This is a genomic window from Roseibium sp. SCP14, from assembly GCF_040329475.1.
Classification (GTDB): domain Bacteria; phylum Pseudomonadota; class Alphaproteobacteria; order Rhizobiales; family Stappiaceae; genus Roseibium.
The window spans coordinates 846,643-864,184 of sequence record NZ_JBDZYH010000003.1 but is presented as its reverse complement, the minus strand read 5'-3'; the positions used below and the strand labels follow the sequence as shown (position 1 = coordinate 864,184).

Below are 17,542 nucleotides of genomic sequence, written 5' to 3'. Positions count from 1 at the left end.
CATGAATAAGGAGCAGTGCCTTTATGTCGTGGTATAGCAAGGTTGCATGGACCGAAGGCCTGTTTTTACGGCCGCATCATCTTCAGCAGAGTGACCGCTATGTGGAACACCTGCTGGATGAGAGGGTTCGGTTTGCTTCTCCTTATCCCTGGGGATTTTCCGATATCGAAATTGATCAGGACGTCGGGCAGCAATGCCGGTTCGCTCTTCGCCATGGCCGAGGGGTCTTTGCGGATGGGACGGTGTTCAATTTCCCGGCGGACGGCACGCCGCCCCCTGCAATCGATGTTCCCGAAGATGCCGCCGGGCAGATCGTCTGGCTTGGCATTCCCGAGACGACGGTCAATGCGGTTGAAGTTGCCAACGGTCGAGATGATGCAGCAACCCGATATGTTCAGGGGAGGGAAACGATCATCGATTCCACGTCTGCGATCAGGCAGGAAGAGGAAATCGATGTTGCCCATCCGCGGCTGACCTATTCCATTCGTTCAACACCGCATCCCGGCCAGGTGTGCCTTCCGGTTGCCCGGATCACTGAAATCAAGGACCGCATCGTCATAACAGACGGAACCTTTGCGCCTCCGGTTCTGGCGTGTCACGTCCATCCCGTCGTAACCGGATGGATTGATTCCGTGATCGGTTGGGTCGAACGGAAACTGAGCGAACTTGCGCGATACGCAGCCGACACATCAGCAGGTGGCGGACTGCAGAATTTTGACTATCTGACATTGCAGATGCTGAACCGGATACATCCTCAACTGATGCATTTGCGAAAGTCGGGATATGTGCATCCGGAGAAGCTCTATTCGGAGTTTCTCCAGCTGGCCGGTGAGCTCGCCACATTCGCGACGGAAGAGCGCCGGGCCAGAAACTATCCCATCTACGACCACGACAAGCTGCACGAGGTTTTCAAACCGGTCCTGGCCGACATTCAGGCATTCCTTTCAGCCGGTTATGATCGCAGGGCAATACGCCTGCCGCTGGAACAGCTCGCACCGAATGCTTTCAAGTCGACGATCGTGGATCGCAACCTGTTCTCACAGGCAAGCTTCGTTCTGGAAGTCGCGGCCCGGCGTCCGCTCACGGAAATTCAGAACGAATTTCCACGGTTGTTCAAGGTCGGACCATTCGGTCAGATGCGCCAGATCGTTTATTCGAACCTGCCCGGAATTCCATTGATCCATATGCCGGTTCCTCCTGCGCAAATTCGCGCGTTGACCGACCGAGTCTATTTCAGGCTCGACAAGACGACGCCGCTCTGGCGCGAGTTCAGTCAGGATTCTGCAGTCGGCTTGCAGTTCTCCGGCAACTGGCCGGACCTGCAGCTCGAGTTTTATGCCATTCGGGAGGGGCGCTGATGTCGGACAACGACGACCCCTTTGGTGTTTCGAAGCGAAAGGGCAAGACAATCGTCCGACCCAATCCCGGTGGGCGGTGGAGCGAGACGCAGCCCTCAGATGCGCCTCAGCAACCGCAGCAATCTCCCGTCCCGCCAGGTCAGACTGCTCCTGGACCTGCAGCGCCGGGACAACCACCACCTCAGGGCTCAACGCCTGATCCTTGGCAGGGCGGCGGCAATGCCGGGCAGGACCCGTATGCTCCGACCCCGACCGGTTATGAGTACGGGCAGCAAAAAGCACCGGACTTGAGAACGCCGCCGGAAAGCGGACAGCAGCAACCACCACCAGCCGCATCCGGGAACGCCGGTCAACTGGCGCAAACTCCCGATATCAACCAGATCCGCGTAGCAAACAGGAACCCGGTCTCCCGCGCAGCTGCACCGCTTCTCCTTCTGCTTGGCAGATTGCACCTGACCATGACGGATGCGCAGTTCGATGCTCTGATGCGCGACGTCTACAACGCCATCAAGACGTTCGAAAAGGAACTGCGCAGTGCCGGGATCACTGATGACCAGATCCGGTCAGCCGCCTACGCCCTTTGTGCGACCTCAGACGATATTGTTCAGAACCTGCCGTCGGCCGGGCGACATCAATGGACGCAGTATTCGATGCTGACGCAGTTTTTCGGTCAGGCGACTGGAGGCGTCGAGTTTTTTCAATTGCTGGATAAGGCAAAGCAGGATCCGGGTAGAAATTACGGCGTACTGGAAGTCATGCATGCCTGCCTGTCTCTGGGCTTCTATGGCAAGTACAGGGCCATTCAGGGAGGACAGCAGGGACTGGAGAGAGAGCGCAGGGATCTTCATGAAATTCTGCGACGCGTACGTCCCCGGCCAGGCGATGATCTGTCCCCACACTGGCGCGGACTTGAGCTGCTGCAAAAGCGGACTGGGTTTTCCGTTCCAATCTGGTCGGTGGCTGCGATTGCGGCGGCGCTGCTGCTTGGCGGTTACGTGACCTTGATGCTCTTGCTGGCCAGCGGCAGCGAGGTTGTTGCCAGCCGGGCCGCCGCGCTCTATCCCACCGGCCCGGTCGAACTGGCGCGCGAAGGCTATCAGCCAAAGCCACCTCCGCCTCTGCCGCCAGCAGACGAGGCGCCGATAGATACGCTTTCCGCACAGCTCGCGGGGCTGGAAGGACTGGAGATCGCGCAGGCGGGGCCGGCGATCATGTTGCGCATGCGTGCGCAGTTTGATGTCGCTGCGGCAACGCTGCGTCCCGAATTCCAGTTGCTGGTCGAGCAAGTCGGCAAAACCCTCGATGACGTCGATGGTGAAATACTCATCGTTGGTCATACGGACAGTGACCCGATCCGCAACAATCCTCGGTTTCCTTCTAACTGGCATCTTTCTGTTGAACGAGCGAAGTCGGTCGCTGCCGTGATGCAGTCCATTCTGCAGACACCTGAGCGCGTTCAGGTCGAGGGCCGGGGGGCTGATGAACCGATCGCTCCCAATACAAACCGGGAAGGCAAAGCGCTCAATCGCCGTGTTGAAGTTTTTTTGAAACCGCCGCCCAAGGGGCTGGTGATCGATAACTGAAGCAAGTCCGGGGCAACCGAGGAATAAGGCAATATCCATGAAATTCTGGCTCGGAAATACGGCGGTTTTGATCGGCATTCTTGCCCTGGTTGCATTGGTGTGGTTCGGAGGACCATTCCTTGCGATCGCCGGCGTGCGCCCGTTTGAACCTTTGTGGGTGCGTCTGCTTCTGATCTTTCTCCTTGTAGCGACAATCGGCGGGTGGACTGCCTATCGCATCTACAAACGAGTTGCCGCCAATCGCGCACTGGAGCGTGAAATTCTTGAACCTAAGGCAAGCGAGGAAGACCTTCAGATCCTTTCTGAACGAATGAAGGACGCTCTGAAGACGCTCAAGACCGCAAGCGGCAATTCAAGAACGTACCTCTACGATCTGCCCTGGTATCTGATGATCGGACCACCAGGGGCGGGCAAAACAACAGCACTGATGCATTCCGGTCTTAAGTTTGCGAACGCCAGAGGCAAGGGTGAAGCCCAGAAACTGGAAGGTCTCGGCGGTACGCGCTTTTGCGATTGGTGGTTTGCGGAAAATGCGGTTCTGATCGATACGGCCGGACGCTACACCACTCAGGATTCCGACGAAGAACATGATCGCGAAGCCTGGCTTGGTTTTCTCAACATTCTTCGAAAAGCCCGCCCGCGCCAGCCGGTCAATGGCGTGATGGTTTCAATCAGTCTGGAAGACCTGATGACGCTGTCGGATGCTGAGTTGAAGCAGCACACCGACGCCATTCGGTCACGTCTGATTGAGCTCTACAAGACGTTGAAAATCGATTTCCCGGTTTATGTCATCTTCACAAAGGCGGACACGGTCGCCGGGTTTATGGAGTTCTTCGGATCTTATCCCGAAAGCCGCCGGAATCTCGTCTGGGGAGCAACGTTCCAGACGCGTGAAAAGACAAAGAACATGGTCGCCGATACGCCGGCAGAATTTGATCTTCTTGTCGAACGATTGAATGAGGAAATGGCGGACAGGCTTCAAGAGGAACCCGATCCGCGAGCACGTCTGATGCTGTTCGGTTTTCCGACCCAGATCGCCGCATTGAAGGACCGCGTCTCGGGTTTTCTGAATGCGGTTTTCGAGCCAAGCAGGTACTATCCCAACGCCGTTCTTCGAGGATTTTACTTTACTTCGGGCACGCAGACGGGAACCGCAATCGACCGGGTTATTGGCTCGATGAGCCAGGCATTTGGGACTGCCTACCAGGCGGCAGCCTTGTCAGGGCAGGGCAAGAGCTATTTCCTTCGTGACCTGCTGAACAAGGTGATCATCGGTGAAGCAGGTTGGGTAACACACAACCGTCAGGCGGTACGAATGGCGACGGCAGCGCGAATTGCGGCATATGCGGCGATTGTGCTGGTAACCGTCGGTCTCGGCAGCCTCTGGGGGATCAGTTATCTCAACAACCGGGCTTTGATCGATGAAACCGCGAAGGCGGTGGCTGCGGTCAGTGCGGAGGGGGAAGGTGTTCTGGATCAGAGGGTCGTGCGCGATGACAGCCTGCGCGATACAGCCTACATCCTGTCTCTCCTGCGCAGCCTGCCTGCCGGTTACGATAGTCGTAACGATCCGATACCCTTGACGGAACAGTTTGGTCTCAGCCAAAGAGAACGGTTGGAAGCTGCAGGCGTCACCTCCTACCGAAGCGGATTGGAGCGGCTGCTGCGCCCACGCTTGCTGCTCAGGATCGAAGAGCAGATGACTGAAGTGCTCGACAATCGGACCGGCCCGGGCGGTCAGGATATCGACACCCTCTACAACCTTGCCAAGCTTTACAGAATGGTCGCTGGTGACGCTCCTGAGATTGACAAGGATCAGATCAGGAATTCGTTCCGCGCCGATTTTCTGCAAAGTTTCCCGAGCGCACAGGGGGAGGTGCTGCGGAATGAACTCAACACCCATGTCTCGGCGATGCTGGACATGGACTTTGGCGGAAATGTTCTGACCGATCAGCTGGACGGGGTGCTCGTTGCTGAAGTCCAGCGGGAACTTGCCCGGGTCAGTCTGTCCGAGAGAGGTTATGCGTTGCTGAAATCCCGGGCGAAAGGGCTCGCCAGCGAGGATTGGATTGCCGAGCAACGCGGCGGGCCGGACATGGAGACCGTGTTTGAAACCGAAAATGGCGACACGCTCGATACCGTCGTGGTCGACAAGTTTTTTACCTATCCCGGTTTCCACTTGTCTGTTCTTCCCAACCTTGCAGGTATTCGAGAAGAGCTGGAACGTGACCAATGGGTCTTCGGCGACATAGGTCAGGCAGATGCCTTTGCCGACCAGTATCAGTCGCTGCCTGCAGAGATATTGACGCTCTATACGAGAGACTTCATTGCCGCATGGGAGCAGGCACTTGGAAACCTGAAATTCAAGTCGATGCGCAATGACAAACCACTTTACACAACGTTACAGGCGGTTTCGGCGCCGACATCTCCTGTCGTCCAGCTTCTTGAAAGCATTCGAGGAGAAACGCTCCTGACCCAGGATATGTCTGCCGAAGGGCTTGCCGGATCTCTGTCAGGAAACAGTGCCAAGGAAGCCGGCACCGAGGCAGCCCAGAAGGTCTTTCAAAGATATGTTCTGGATACTTCCGGTGGCCTGAAGCGGATTGGCCTGGAAGCGGGGTTGAAGGCCTTGGCGCCGGACGGGGTTTCAGGTGCGTTGGGAGCCGCAACCGGTACCGGCGGTCCGGGCATCATTCCCGGCAAATCGATCGAAGATCACTTCCGGCCCTATCACGTGCTGGTCGAGGGAGAGAACAGCCGCAAGATCGATGCTCTGCTGCTCAACTTCAAGAATATCCTGGACAACCTTCTGATCGTTGCCAACAACCCGCTGCAGAGCGAAACTGCAAACTCGAACGTGCAGATCCAGGCATCGCTGCTGAGAAGCAATGCGACACGTTTCCCGCAGCCGTTCGACAAGCTCCTGCTTCGAGCATCCAAAGAATTCGATGAGGAGTACAAGGAAACGTCGATTACCCAGCTGAACGAAAAACTGAAGTCGCAGGTTGTTGACGCCTGTCGAAGCATTGTTGGCCGGAATTATCCGTTCACCAACGGCCGGTCCGAAGTCGCGATGACGGAGTTCGCCAAGCTGTTTTCGCCAGCAGGAATCATGCAACAGTTCTTCGACCAGAACTTGAAGGGATTGGTTGATACGTCGACCCGGCCATGGAGCTGGAAACCTGAAGTAACCCAGGCGGATCGACTTTCAAACGCAACATTGAGACAATTTGAAAGAGCCGACCTGATCAAACAGGCGTTCTTTCCAACGGGGAACGCATTTCCCTCTATTGGACTGCAAGTCGTACCTCGGGCGTTGTCCCAACAGGCGGATGCGGCCAGTCTCGAGGTGAACGGCAATCTGGTGCTCGTAACGCGCGGTCCGGGTTTCAATGCGGAAATCGAACCGTTGCCTGCAAGTTTCGATTGGCCGAGCAACACGGCAACGCCACGCGTCGTTCTGGTGATACAGCCGGAAGTGCCGGGTTATCGTTCCCGGCAGGAAATTCACGGAGACTGGGCGTTTTATCGGTTTGTTCGTGCCAACAGGGTCAGTTCCGGCCAGAACAAGTTTGTCGTTCGAAAGACGCTGGGTGGGCGGCAGGTCGCATTCACCGTGACGCTCCGCACGAAACCCAATCCGTTCTTCTTGTCCGCGGTTGGCGATTTCAGCTGTCCAACGAGTTTCTGAGATGACTGTTGGGTACTTTGGCAAATTACCGGCGCGTGCTGATTTTGTGACCAATAGGTGTCCAAATGGGTTTTTAAAAGTATGGGAACCGTTCCTGAACGAGGGAATCGCGCGCTCAAGGCTTGATCTGAAAGAAGCCTGGCAGGAGGCATATATGACCATGCCGGTCTGGAGGTTCTGGCTCTCGTCTTGCGTGAGCGGTGGCTCCTTTGAAGGAATGGTGACCGGTGCCGTTATGCCGAGCGTGGACAAGGTCGGCCGCGAATTTCCCCTTACGATCGTTGTGCGGATGGCGGAAGATAAAACCCAAATGGTCGCATCGGAAGACTGGTATTGCGATGTTGAGGCCATTCTTCTCCAAACCCTGGAAGACGGCGCTGAACTTTCCGACTTTCAAAGTGCGGTTGCGCGGCTTGTTGCTCCGGATATCGCTGCAAGACCTTTGATTGCGAAACATTCAACGAAGCTTGCTCCCAGGCTAGACGAGGAGCACAATTTGCAATGCGTATTTTGGTGCGCAGCTGCCGGTTCTCAGGTCGTGTTCGAGTGCGCAGGTCTGCCTCATGCTGAGGAACTCCGATGGTTGTTGTTACCCGAAGATCATCCAGAAACCAGAATGCAATCAGGGAAAGCAGGGAATAACCACGGGCGATTTCAGTCGGAGGACCAGCGGACATGAACCAGGCGGCGAGTGAACTGCTTCGTGGATACGCCGTGGGGCTCACCCATGTCGGGCGGGTGCGCGAGGAGAACCAGGACGCATATTTCATCGATGAGAGCAAAGGTGTCTTCGCGGTCATGGATGGGGCAGGAGGGCTGCAGGACGGTGCAATCGCTTCCGGTCTGGTGAAAAATGCGCTCAATACGATCCATGTCCCCAGAAGCGCGGAAGATCTTCTTGAGCAGTTCGAAGGTCGGGTGATCCTGGCCAAGGAGCAGATAGAGCACGCGTCGCAAAGGGCAAACGGTGCTGCCATGGGAACAACAATTGCCGCGCTTTTGACGTTTGGTGGCAATTTTGCCTGTCTGTGGGCAGGGGACAGCCGCGTTTACCGTCTGCGCAACGGCCAGCTTGAACAGCTGACGACCGATCACACCGAAGCACAGGAGCTTGTGGACCAGAACGTTCTGACGATCGAAGAAGCAAGAACTTATGCGCGTCGTCACATCATAACGCGGGCGATCGGGTCAGGAATCGATCTGGAGCTGGAGCTGGTCTCAGGCAACCTGCGTCCGGGCGATCGTTTTCTATTGTGCTCTGATGGTCTGACGGGACACCTGGATGATACGACGATAGGAACATTTCTCATGAATGCTGCGCCGAATTCGAGCGCAAGAGACCTGTTGAATGGCGCCCTGGAGTGCGGCGGGTCGGATAACGTAACCGTGGTCATTGTCGATATCGATGGCGTTGCTGCAGGAGAAGGAGCCACTCGTAGATGAATGCTTCTGACAATCTCCTTCCACCCGGTACCCGCCTGAACAATCTGTACGAAATCGTCGAGCACATCGCCGACGGCGGCATCGGGACGGTGTACAGGGCCAGAGACATCGAAAGCGGAGATCCGGTTGCGATCAAGGTTCTTCTTGCCACCTTCGCGAAGGATACGATGATCCTGGATCTGTTCAAGCGCGAAGCCAAGATCTTGCGCAAGCTGAAGCATGATGCACTGACGCAGTATTTTGTTTTCGCAAAAGAACCTGATCTGGGAATTTATTATCTGGCGATGGAGTTTGTTGAAGGTCCGTCGCTCAGTACGCGGCTTGAATCCGGCCCTCTGGAACCGGAGGCGGTTTATCGGCTCCTCAAGCGTCTTGGGTCCGCGTTGCAGGCGGTCCACGACCGGGAAGTGATCCACCGGGATCTGTCTCCTGACAACATCATTTTGCAGAATGGCGATGTCGGTCAGGCGAAGATAATTGATTTTGGCATTTCTCGCGCGAATACGGGCGGTCCGACGATTATCGGTGATGGATTTGCCGGCAAGGTCAATTACGTTTCTCCGGAACAGGTCGGCATATTCGACGGAAAGGTCACACCGCGAAGCGACATCTATTCGCTTGGTTTGGTCATTGCCGAAGCCCTGACGGGCAAGCAGATCGACATGGGTGGAACACAGGCGCAGATCGTTGAAAAGCGACGCATGGTTCCCCCTTTGGAAGGCATAGACAATCGCTTCCGGCCACTCTTGGAAGCGATGCTGCAACCGGACCCTGCCAACCGCCCCGCATCGATGTCCGCAATCGCGGAATGGACTCTTGGCGCCCCCATGAACAGTGGCATCACGGACCGGACGATCGTAAAGGCCCCTGTACCCGCGGAAGAGAAGACGGCGACGGATCAGGTGGAGCCTCCGGTCAGATGGGGGCGCCGAGTTCTCGTCGCAATGTCATTGATGGGGTTTGCGGGGCTCGGTGCGGGAGGGGTCTATTTCCTGGCAGGGCAGACCATTCCGGAACAAGACACCAAGCCCGTTCTTGTGGCGGAACCGCGCAAAAACGCGCCATCTATGCCGAAAGTACCTGCGAATGAAAAACAGGTGCAGGGCGCCGGGGGCACAACAGAGCCCGTGGTCACGCCGTCTGAACCTTCCACCACCGATCAATCCGGTGGAAACACACAGCTCGCTGCGAAAAGCGAGCAAGACGAATCGGCCCCCCCGGCGATCACTCCGAATGAAATCAAAGTGGAAGAACCGCTTTCTTCAGAAGATCGAATTCGAAAATTTATCAGCAGTTACCAAGCGGGAGATTGCATGTATCTGCAGCCGATCCAGATTGCCAGTCGCTCGGCCGAAATCGAGGGCTTTGCCTCTCGAACACCTCCCTTTATCGCGTTCGATAGTGATTTTACTCAGTCGCAGGGCTTTGAAGCCAAGATACAGGTCAATCTGGTGACAGACGCACAGTGCCCGGCCATCGCCTTTTTACGGGCGACGCCGCAGGGAAGCGGCAAGACGAAGCTGCTTTTGGATATGCAACGCACCGTTGTTCCAAATGGCAGCAATATGGCCGGTCGAATTTCGGGTTTCAAACCGGAAGCAGGGGAGTTGGGCCTGCTGTTTGTCGGCAGCAAGGGGGAGGTCGTAAACCTGTCACCTTTCCTGCAGACGGATAATGGCGGGGCAGGGTTCGTCGTACCCTTGAACCTCACGACGCCGGTAGAAGAAACTGGTCTTGTCGTTGCGCTGGTTGGCCCGGATGTTGCCTCGCAGATCGCCAGAAGGAAGGACAAACAGGCAAAAGCCTTCTTCACCGACTTGATGCAGGGCGCTACGGTCTTGCGGGCAACTGCAACGACAGTCAAAGTAACCCCTTGATCAACTTGAATTGCGAAGTCGGCTTGAAACGACGAACAAGGCATGAAGCGCTACACGAAACCGATACACCTGCCGAAACCGCTGGTCCATCGACCTGCCGACAGTTCGCTGGCGTTGATAAACGTGGTGTTTCTGCTGCTCCTGTTCCTGCTGGTCGCCGGAACGTTGCGGCCGCCATTGCCGGAGGATTTCGAGTGGGCGGAAACAACGGTCGAAGAAGGCAGTGGCGACATTCAGCGCGCCCTGGTTCTGACAAAGGACGGTGAACTTTGGTTCGAGGGCGAGCCCCTGGATCGCCAGGGCGTCGCGGATTTTCTCAAGAACCTGGGGAACAATGCGGGCCACCTTTCGATCCAGGTCGACAAACGCGCGAAAATGGCGGAAATCGCAAGCCTTGCCGATCTTTTTCAGGCAAACGGTGTCAGGCGACTAACGCTCGTGACCGTCGAAAAGGAACAGCCGTGACTGCGGCAATCTACAACCAAGGCAGTAGTTGGGCGATTCCGACTTACATCTGGCCGGCGGTTCTGGGAGTTTCTGTCGGTGTTCACCTGGCTTTGCTGTTGTATGGACTGCCGGACCTGTCAACGTCAGTCGATGAGCGACAAGATCAGCCAGAGACTGAAGTTGTCATAGAGAGTGGTGGTCTTGAGTTTGACCAGATTACGGTTGTTGAAAGCGTTGCGACCGAAGAACTGAAACCGGAGGTCGCTTCCGTCGTTCCGCAGGCGAGCACCAGTTTGCCGGCACAATCTCAAACAACTGCAGCTCCCGTCAGTCCCGGAAGCATACAAACGGTCCAGCCCGAAAAACCGCAATCTGAACTCTCGAACGTCGTTCAACCTTCCACTGTCGACAGCGTTTCGTCCGCCGAAATTGCCCCTGTACCGGCAGAAAACGTCACGACGCAGAAAGCTGTCGCAGCACCGCAAAGCGTTGTGAGTGTCACGGTGTCACAGTCGGTTGAAGCAACGACGCAAACCGTGTTGCCGTCAACATCAACGCAAGCGGTTTCAGTCATTGAGGCCGTTCCGGTCGAAGTTGACGGGCGCGAAGTGGCAGACGTTTCCGAAACTGAAGTCGTGACTGCCATCACCTCAGTCGGCGAGAGCCTGCAGTCACAGCAGCTACGGCCTGCTTCCAATTCCGAGCAGGTTGTTGGCGTCCCCGTCGCAAGCGCGATCGATCAAGCACAACCTGATGAAACACAGCCTGTGTTGACGACAGCTGTCCCGACAAGCTCGAGCAATACAGCGCCGATCCAATCCATAAACACAAACGTTGCGCCAATGGCTGTTGCACCGATTGCCCCGACCATTCAATCAACAAGTGTTCCGCAGCCGATTTCCGCGCCCTCGGCACAGGTGGTACAGAGTGTGCCGGGCGTATCGGCTTCGATCTCAAGTCCAGATGCCGACGGGGTTTCTGTTCAGTCGGGAGCCGATGCCGTAGAAGCGATACAGCCTCTGCAGCAACAACTAGCCGCCGTAGCACCGTCCGATATCGAAGCCTCGTCATTGGCGCCATCGGAGCCTGAAACGTCAAACGTGCCCTCCGCGCCCATAGCAGGTGAACCAACACTAAATGTCGGACCGGTCGAAGTTGCCAGCATTGATCCGCTTGCCAAGGTGACTGCCTATGTAGCCGGCTACAATGCTGGCGAGTGCTCGCATTTGACGGTTATGGCGGCAGGACCGGACAGTGCGGCGGTGACTGCATTTGGTACCTCGATCCCGGCGTTCATGCAGTTCGACAGGAGATTTGCTGCCGATCAGGGATATGAGGCCGATATCGAAGTAAGGCTGGTGACGCGCCAGCAATGTGCATTGCTTGATGCACCTGGTTTGCTTGCCGGTGTTGAAGCTCCAGGGCTGGTGAACCTTGATGCAACGGTCGTGACAAGCGGGACTCGTGTTTCAGGTGTCATCCAACGGGATCTTCCACTTGGCAGAATCGCGAATGCTGAGCAAGTCGGACTTGAGCTGAATGGCAAAGGACCACCTGAGCTTTATGTGATTGACGACGCGGGTCAAATTCATGATGGACGCAGATATATTCTACCGGAATCCAACGCCGTAACAGCTGGCGGTTGGCGTTTCTCCGTTCCCGTAACGCTGATTTCGTCCGAGCGGCAGGAAACTGCGCTGGTTTTGGCAATATGGAACCGGCCGCATGAAAATCAGCCTCCGCGCTTCGGATCGCTGCCTTCCGGCCACATTTCCGATGTTCTTCAGAAGCCTGGTGTCTATTCGCTGACGGCGTTCAAGGTGTCACGATAGCGCCTGTTGCGGGGCGGCATCCGCCGTGAAAACACCCGTCAAGAGAACTTCAAGTGCTGCGCGTTCCTTTTCCAGCCTGGTTTCGAACCAGGTAACGGCAACGGAGACCGGAATAGCCACGGCAAGCCCGCTTGCAGTAGTCAAAAGAGCAACCCAGATGCCGCCGGCCAGTGTGCTCGGATTTGCGGTAGCACCCGATTCCTGCAAGGCCTGAAAAGTTTCGATCATACCGAGCACCGTGCCGAAAAGACCAAGCAACGGAGCGATCTGTGTTACGAGATCCAACGCTTTCAGCCAGCTGGCCAATGCGAAAAGCCGGTCTGCAGCCCTCGCGGAAATTTCTTCGCGCAAGCGTTCCTCCCGGATGTCGCGGTCCTGAATGGCAAGGGGCTGTTGGTCGAGCCGCTGAATGGCGTCCATGGCGCTACGCACCAGGGCGCCGCAGAGAGACCGGTCTTTCAGCAAGACCTGGGTGGCCTTGGCACGATCACCTGTTCTCCAAAGGGTGACTGCCTGCCTGACCAGGCCATGTCGCCCAACGCGCGCGCTGGAAAACTGGAAAGTCTTGGCGAGTATGACGGCTAACGCTGCGATGGAAATACCCAGGAGGACCAGGACGACCGGCCCGCCCAACTGAAGCAGGGAAGAAGACGACTCAACCATTCAGGTTCTGTTCCTTCATGCTTATTAGGACAATCTTCAGTCGCCAAATTGAATTGAAGTGCGGTTCTTGATCTCAAGCAGGTCCGGGCAGTAGACATCCGTGATGCTTGGTGGCACGCAGTTCAGAACATCGTTTATGTGAAGCCTCGATATGCTGTCGCAGGCCTTCCCAGCCAGGTCGAATTGCAGAACCTTCGTTTTTCCGGCAGAGATCCTGGAGAAGTCCAGCCTAAGGAACTGATCGACCAGTCCCTCGGAATTGAAGGCAACCATTTCGAGGCCAAGCTGGTTCATCGGACGTTCCAGCCCATTCGTTGCAATGACTGAAAGGCGGCAGCCGCCGTCCTGTGTTGGCTGAACGTGATTGAGTTCCAGCCCGATTTTTCCCGAAATTTCCTGCGCTTGAACAGACACTGTCGACGCGGCGAATAAGCAACCAATGACTAAATTACGAACCGAAAAACGCATTAAACTCCCCCAATATGACGTCAGTTGCTTGGGCAGAACGGGGTGGCAGACTGTTGCGCCACAAAGCGCTTCAACTCAGTCATAAGACAGCAATACGGTCCAGTCTTCTGCTCCGTCTGTCTCAATCTGAAAAAAATCCGCTTCTATCAATCCTCGTTGCCAGCACTGATCTCCATCATACAAAACGAATTTTTCTTCGCGAATGCAAAGGGTAATGTCACCGGCGAGGCGGCTTTCGCCAAATCCGTCAGCGACATGAAGGTAGTAACGGGTATTTTTGAGCGGCTCCTGAAGGATCTGGCTGCACGCATTTGACGTGATCGTCCACCATCCTTCTGTGCGCAATCCATCTTCGGTTTCGTAGCCGATCGCAATATTCACCAGATCAACGGAACCGTTGCACACCCTCAAGCCTGCATGTGCAAGAGTTGGACTTATCAAACTGAATGCGAACACCATGAAACCGGCGATTGAAGTCCAGTGTGTTTGCCTTTTGGGTTTGACCTTTGCGTTGAGAAGGCGCGCTTGCTCCATCAATCGGCTTTCTTTCAGACATTGCCGGAGATCACGCTAAGGAAATGTTGGCTGGCGGTCAATTTGCCATACAGGATTGAGGTTTAGCCAATTCTGGGTGACATTGAACGGCGACGATGCGTTCTGGCAAGTGAAGACACGACGAATGATCCTAATTCAAAACCCGATCGGAAAACGCCGGCGAATACCGCTGATGCCCCTGATCGATGTTATCTTCATTCTAGTCATGTTTTTTCTGCTTTCTTCCACCTTCGGTGTCTGGCGGCCACTCGAGGTCTCACTCGGCGAAGACGGAAGTTCAAGCCGCAAGACAGACCTGTCGAATGCAAGTGTGCCTTCAATCCTGATCGCCTTCCGGCCGGCATCTGAACATTCGCAGGAAATGCTGACCGTGAATGGCCTAAATCTATCCCTGCAGGAGTTGACCATAGAATTGGATCGCCTGGCGTCCCTTGGCGCAGAGAGCGCGATCCTTGTTCCAGCCGACGGGACAGAATTTCAACAGGTGATCAACATTCTCGATGAGGCAAGGTCTTCGAGGCTCAAGAAAGTGAGTTTGAAGCTCGAGTAGTATGTCAGGATGGTTTACGAATGCAAAAAAGGCCCGGCGAATGCCGGGCCTTTTGTCATTGGTTTTCGCTTCCGATCAGCGTCCGATTGCACCACCCAGAATGCCACCGACAACGCCACCGATGAAGGCTGCGCCTGCGGGATTGATGCCGCCGCCGGTGTTGTTGTTAGCGGGCGCACGCTGCGGTGCTGTGCCAGCTGCGGCCGGTTGCCTGGAGGCTGTGGTGCTGCGAGAGGCCTGCTGGCGGCGCTTGGCAGCAGCTGCTGCAGCCTGCTTACGCTTCACTTCCGCTTCGTATGCCGTGTACTGAACCGCTGTTTGGGTCGTGAGGAGGGCATATTGTGCAGCGGTGAAATATCCCGTCGGAACGATACCGTTTGCCGTCTGCCAGGCTGAAATACCTGCTCTGGTTTTCGGACCGAATGCCCCGTCAGCGCGGCCGACATTCTGACCGGAGAGGTTCAGGCGGGTCTGGACCTGTTTACGAGCGGTGCGGTTCCATCCAAGTGCGGCTTCAGTTTCAGGTGTACCCGGAATTGCTTTTTGCGGGTCCGGCAGCGTGGCAACTACGCCGGTCGAAGAACCAGTCTGAGCGCCTGTCTGTGAAGATGAGGGCGGCGTGACGGTGGGGTCTACCGAAGCCACCTGGCTATTTGCTTCCAGGCGTTTGATGGAGTTGCGCGCGAAATCCGCAAAGGTGCCGGTCGGATATGCGTTCAGGTAAGCCTGGTAGTCGGCAACCGTGTTGCTTGACTTCGCCGTTTCCCAGATCAGCTTTTCCCGTTCCCAGGCGATGTTGGACTGGGTTGTCGTATTAATTGCAGCAGTGCTTGCAGCCGGTTGCTGCGGAACAGATGTGGCGGCGTTGCCAAGAGCGGCAACTTCCGTACCTGTTTCGGTTGCACGCTTGTTGAGGAACACCTCACCGATCAGCGAAGCGTTGACCCAGGGACGCTGACGTTTTTCAGTTGCGTCATAGACGTCACCGGTTACACGGGTCATCACTGTCTGGATCGACGCGTTCGGCGTGTCGATATGACGGATGAGAGCGGAGGTGAACGGTGAGTTGCTGCCATCGCCGTCAAGCGCGACGTCGCCGGGGCTGGTCGCGAATGCAATGACGGAACCCTCACCACCGGTTTCTTCGATCTTGATTTCGGCAAGGCCGGAACCGAGGCTGCCCGAACGGCTTGGGCCCATGCGGCGAGCAAGCGTGCGCGCCAGCGGATTATCGCGGCAAGCATCGAGAAACACCATCTGCACTTTCACGTCCTTGGACATCTGGCGCATGATGAAATCGACAGAGATGGTTTCGAAATCGAGAGAAGTTTCATCCTCGATTTTCGCGTCGATCGGAACGAGAAGGTTCTGTCCGCCCACCTGCATGCCATGTCCTGCATAGAACAATAGGGCAATCTCGGCGCCATAGGCCTTTTTGGCGAACTCCATGACCGAGCGCCGCATGTCATTATAGCTCTGGTCCTGTCCCGCGACGACATCGAAGCCGAGGCTGCGAAGCTTGGCAGCCATGAGAGTTGCGTCATTCGCCGGATTGGGAAGTGGCACTGTATGTTCGTAAGAACCATTTCCAATCACCAGCGCAACCCGCTTGGCCAATGCCGGGACTGTCCCGGCGATAAGAATTGCCAGCACGGCGATCATTCGTTTGAACATTCTCTGTCCTCTCGTCGATCATTTTTGCCTGTCGGTTGGCCCGATCTTGGTTCGAGGTCCAACTCCTCTTGTCAAAAGGAGTACCTCGAACGGCCGTATGCATCTGTAATACGCGTCACAGGAAGGATAATTCGGTGAAATCAGCCCCATGACCACCGGAGCCGGTCGTGGAACGGACCGGCATACGCACCCCTAGAATCTGCCCAGCACTATAGCCAAACGTGTTCTGGAACACCATGAAAAGTCGCGAGAATCCGCACTTAAATTGAAACGATGGTTTAGAGGAGATTGATACTGGATAGAACTGACCTGGAACTTCGAAACGCCCAACGCCGATCCTGAGGATCTCGTCGGGCTCCCCTGGTTCCGGCGTGCAGCTGTGATGATAATCACGCGCGCTCCGTGGGGCTTCTGTTAGCATAGAAGTGTCGCGTGTTAGCATAGAAGTGTCGCGGGTCGGATGAAGGCAGACCATCAAAGTTGCCTTCCGGGAGATCTTTCATGGCTGGAAAAGCAGACATACTGAAACATATGCGCCCCGAGCATCTTGGCGTTTTTCAGTCCGCGGCAAGACTTTACAACGTCGCCATTTTGGTTAGGCGAACAAACACGGCGTCGCTCCAACACATTGGTGAAAGTTATGCGTCGCCGAAGCGGTTGGATTGCAAGGCAAAGACCGCAGACTTCGATGTGACGCCCCGAGGATGCCGTCTCGCACCGGCCAAAAGAGGATGCATCGCAGGGCTTGTCGTTGATCCTGCGATGGTAGGAGAACAGGCCTATAGCTACGGAAAATATCCAAAGGCAGTCAAGGCATGGGCCGACTTTTCCGGACAATTGCGGCCCGAAATGTCGTCGCATGAACAGCAGAAACGGTACACCTACATTCCCAACGGAAGTCTTTACTTCGTCGAACGTGACCCCGAAAATCCTTATTTCGGCTGCGTGAAGTTTTCATCGAGTTCGCTGATTACGGCGGGAAAATGCGTTCACGGTGATTTCGACCTTTACGGGATTGTCGACATGGAATCGCCGAGCGAAGTTGTCCGGGTGAAGGAAGAGCGCCTGGGCCAAACGCATGTACGGTCACCAAAATTCTTCGATGTGCAGAACTTCGTGAACAGCAGGATTGGCGTCCCGATGATCCTGCATGGGTCGCAGGAGACATATGCCTCAAGGCACGAAGACGATGATCTGGATGTGTTTTTCCCGGACGGCAGAGTTGAATTTGCAGGTCCGAGCGCGGCGAAGATCGTGGAATTTTACGAGCGAAATTTTCCGGGAAGAACACTGTTCAAGAAGGATGATCCGGCTCAAAGGATCAAGGGGCGGTACGTATCGTCAAATTCCAATTGACCGGCACAGGCACTAAAGCGCTGCCTTGGTGATCAAAAAATCGAA

At 55.8% G+C, this 17,542-nt stretch carries 14 protein-coding genes; 10 read left to right on the top strand and 4 right to left on the bottom strand.

Going from position 1 to position 17,542, the window contains the following annotated elements; all coding sequences use genetic code 11:
• The first annotated feature begins 23 nt into the window (after positions 1 to 23).
• The 8 genes from tssK to ABLQ08_RS16525 are packed head-to-tail and all read left to right on the top strand — an operon-like array spanning position 24 to position 12,231.
• Positions 24 to 1,358, top strand: a complete 1,335-nt coding sequence (tssK, locus tag ABLQ08_RS16560) for a type VI secretion system baseplate subunit TssK (RefSeq protein ID WP_352944230.1) — start codon at positions 24 to 26, stop codon at positions 1,356 to 1,358.
• On the top strand, positions 1,358 to 2,941 hold the full coding sequence (icmH, locus tag ABLQ08_RS16555) for a type IVB secretion system protein IcmH/DotU (protein WP_352944228.1): 1,584 nt from the start codon (positions 1,358 to 1,360) through the stop codon (positions 2,939 to 2,941). Before tssK ends, icmH begins: the two co-directional genes overlap by 1 nt.
• Positions 2,942 to 2,978: 37 nt before the next feature.
• A complete protein-coding gene (gene tssM, locus ABLQ08_RS16550) occupies positions 2,979 to 6,632 on the top strand; it encodes a type VI secretion system membrane subunit TssM (protein ID WP_352944226.1) in 3,654 nt (1,217 codons plus the stop codon).
• A 1-nt stretch (position 6,633) separates the two neighbouring features.
• Positions 6,634 to 7,311, top strand: a complete 678-nt coding sequence (tagF, locus tag ABLQ08_RS16545; protein WP_352944224.1) for a type VI secretion system-associated protein TagF — start codon at positions 6,634 to 6,636, stop codon at positions 7,309 to 7,311.
• Positions 7,308 to 8,075, top strand: coding sequence for a PP2C family protein-serine/threonine phosphatase (locus tag ABLQ08_RS16540; protein WP_352944222.1), 768 nt, complete (start codon positions 7,308 to 7,310; stop codon positions 8,073 to 8,075). The genes tagF and ABLQ08_RS16540 overlap by 4 nt, the downstream gene beginning before the upstream one ends.
• Positions 8,072 to 9,952 (top strand): serine/threonine protein kinase, encoded by a 1,881-nt coding sequence (locus ABLQ08_RS16535; protein WP_352944220.1) that lies wholly within the window; start codon positions 8,072 to 8,074, stop codon positions 9,950 to 9,952. Before ABLQ08_RS16540 ends, ABLQ08_RS16535 begins: the two co-directional genes overlap by 4 nt.
• Positions 9,953 to 9,994: 42 nt before the next feature.
• Entirely contained in the window at positions 9,995 to 10,417 is a 423-nt protein-coding gene (locus ABLQ08_RS16530; RefSeq protein ID WP_352944218.1) for an ExbD/TolR family protein, read from the top strand.
• Entirely contained in the window at positions 10,414 to 12,231 is a 1,818-nt protein-coding gene (locus ABLQ08_RS16525) for a hypothetical protein (protein WP_352944216.1), read from the top strand. The genes ABLQ08_RS16530 and ABLQ08_RS16525 overlap by 4 nt, the downstream gene beginning before the upstream one ends.
• Here ABLQ08_RS16525 and ABLQ08_RS16520 read toward each other — a convergent pair.
• The 3 genes from ABLQ08_RS16520 to ABLQ08_RS16510 form a co-directional block, all read right to left on the bottom strand.
• Positions 12,223 to 12,894 carry a MotA/TolQ/ExbB proton channel family protein gene (locus ABLQ08_RS16520; RefSeq protein WP_352944214.1) on the bottom strand — a complete coding sequence of 224 codons (672 nt, stop codon included), beginning with the start codon at positions 12,892 to 12,894 and terminating at the stop codon, positions 12,223 to 12,225. The two genes, ABLQ08_RS16525 and ABLQ08_RS16520, sit on opposite strands and share 9 nt — an antisense overlap.
• Before the next feature lie 36 nt (positions 12,895 to 12,930).
• A complete protein-coding gene (locus ABLQ08_RS16515) occupies positions 12,931 to 13,308 on the bottom strand; it encodes a hypothetical protein (RefSeq protein WP_352944212.1) in 378 nt (125 codons plus the stop codon).
• A 129-nt stretch (positions 13,309 to 13,437) separates the two neighbouring features.
• Entirely contained in the window at positions 13,438 to 13,896 is a 459-nt protein-coding gene (locus ABLQ08_RS16510) for a DUF1036 domain-containing protein (RefSeq protein ID WP_352944211.1), read from the bottom strand.
• Positions 13,897 to 14,041: 145 nt separating this feature from the next.
• Between ABLQ08_RS16510 and ABLQ08_RS16505 the strand changes: the two genes are divergently transcribed.
• Positions 14,042 to 14,467: an ExbD/TolR family protein gene (locus ABLQ08_RS16505; protein WP_352944209.1), complete on the top strand. Its 426-nt coding sequence runs from the start codon at positions 14,042 to 14,044 to the stop codon at positions 14,465 to 14,467.
• A 75-nt stretch (positions 14,468 to 14,542) separates the two neighbouring features.
• Here the strand turns inward: ABLQ08_RS16505 and ABLQ08_RS16500 are convergent, their stop codons facing one another.
• A complete protein-coding gene (locus tag ABLQ08_RS16500) occupies positions 14,543 to 16,141 on the bottom strand; it encodes a caspase family protein (protein WP_352944207.1) in 1,599 nt (532 codons plus the stop codon).
• A gap of 501 nt (positions 16,142 to 16,642) precedes the next feature.
• Between ABLQ08_RS16500 and ABLQ08_RS16495 the strand changes: the two genes are divergently transcribed.
• Positions 16,643 to 17,497: a hypothetical protein gene (locus ABLQ08_RS16495; RefSeq protein WP_352944205.1), complete on the top strand. Its 855-nt coding sequence runs from the start codon at positions 16,643 to 16,645 to the stop codon at positions 17,495 to 17,497.
• Positions 17,498 to 17,542: the final 45 nt, after the last annotated feature.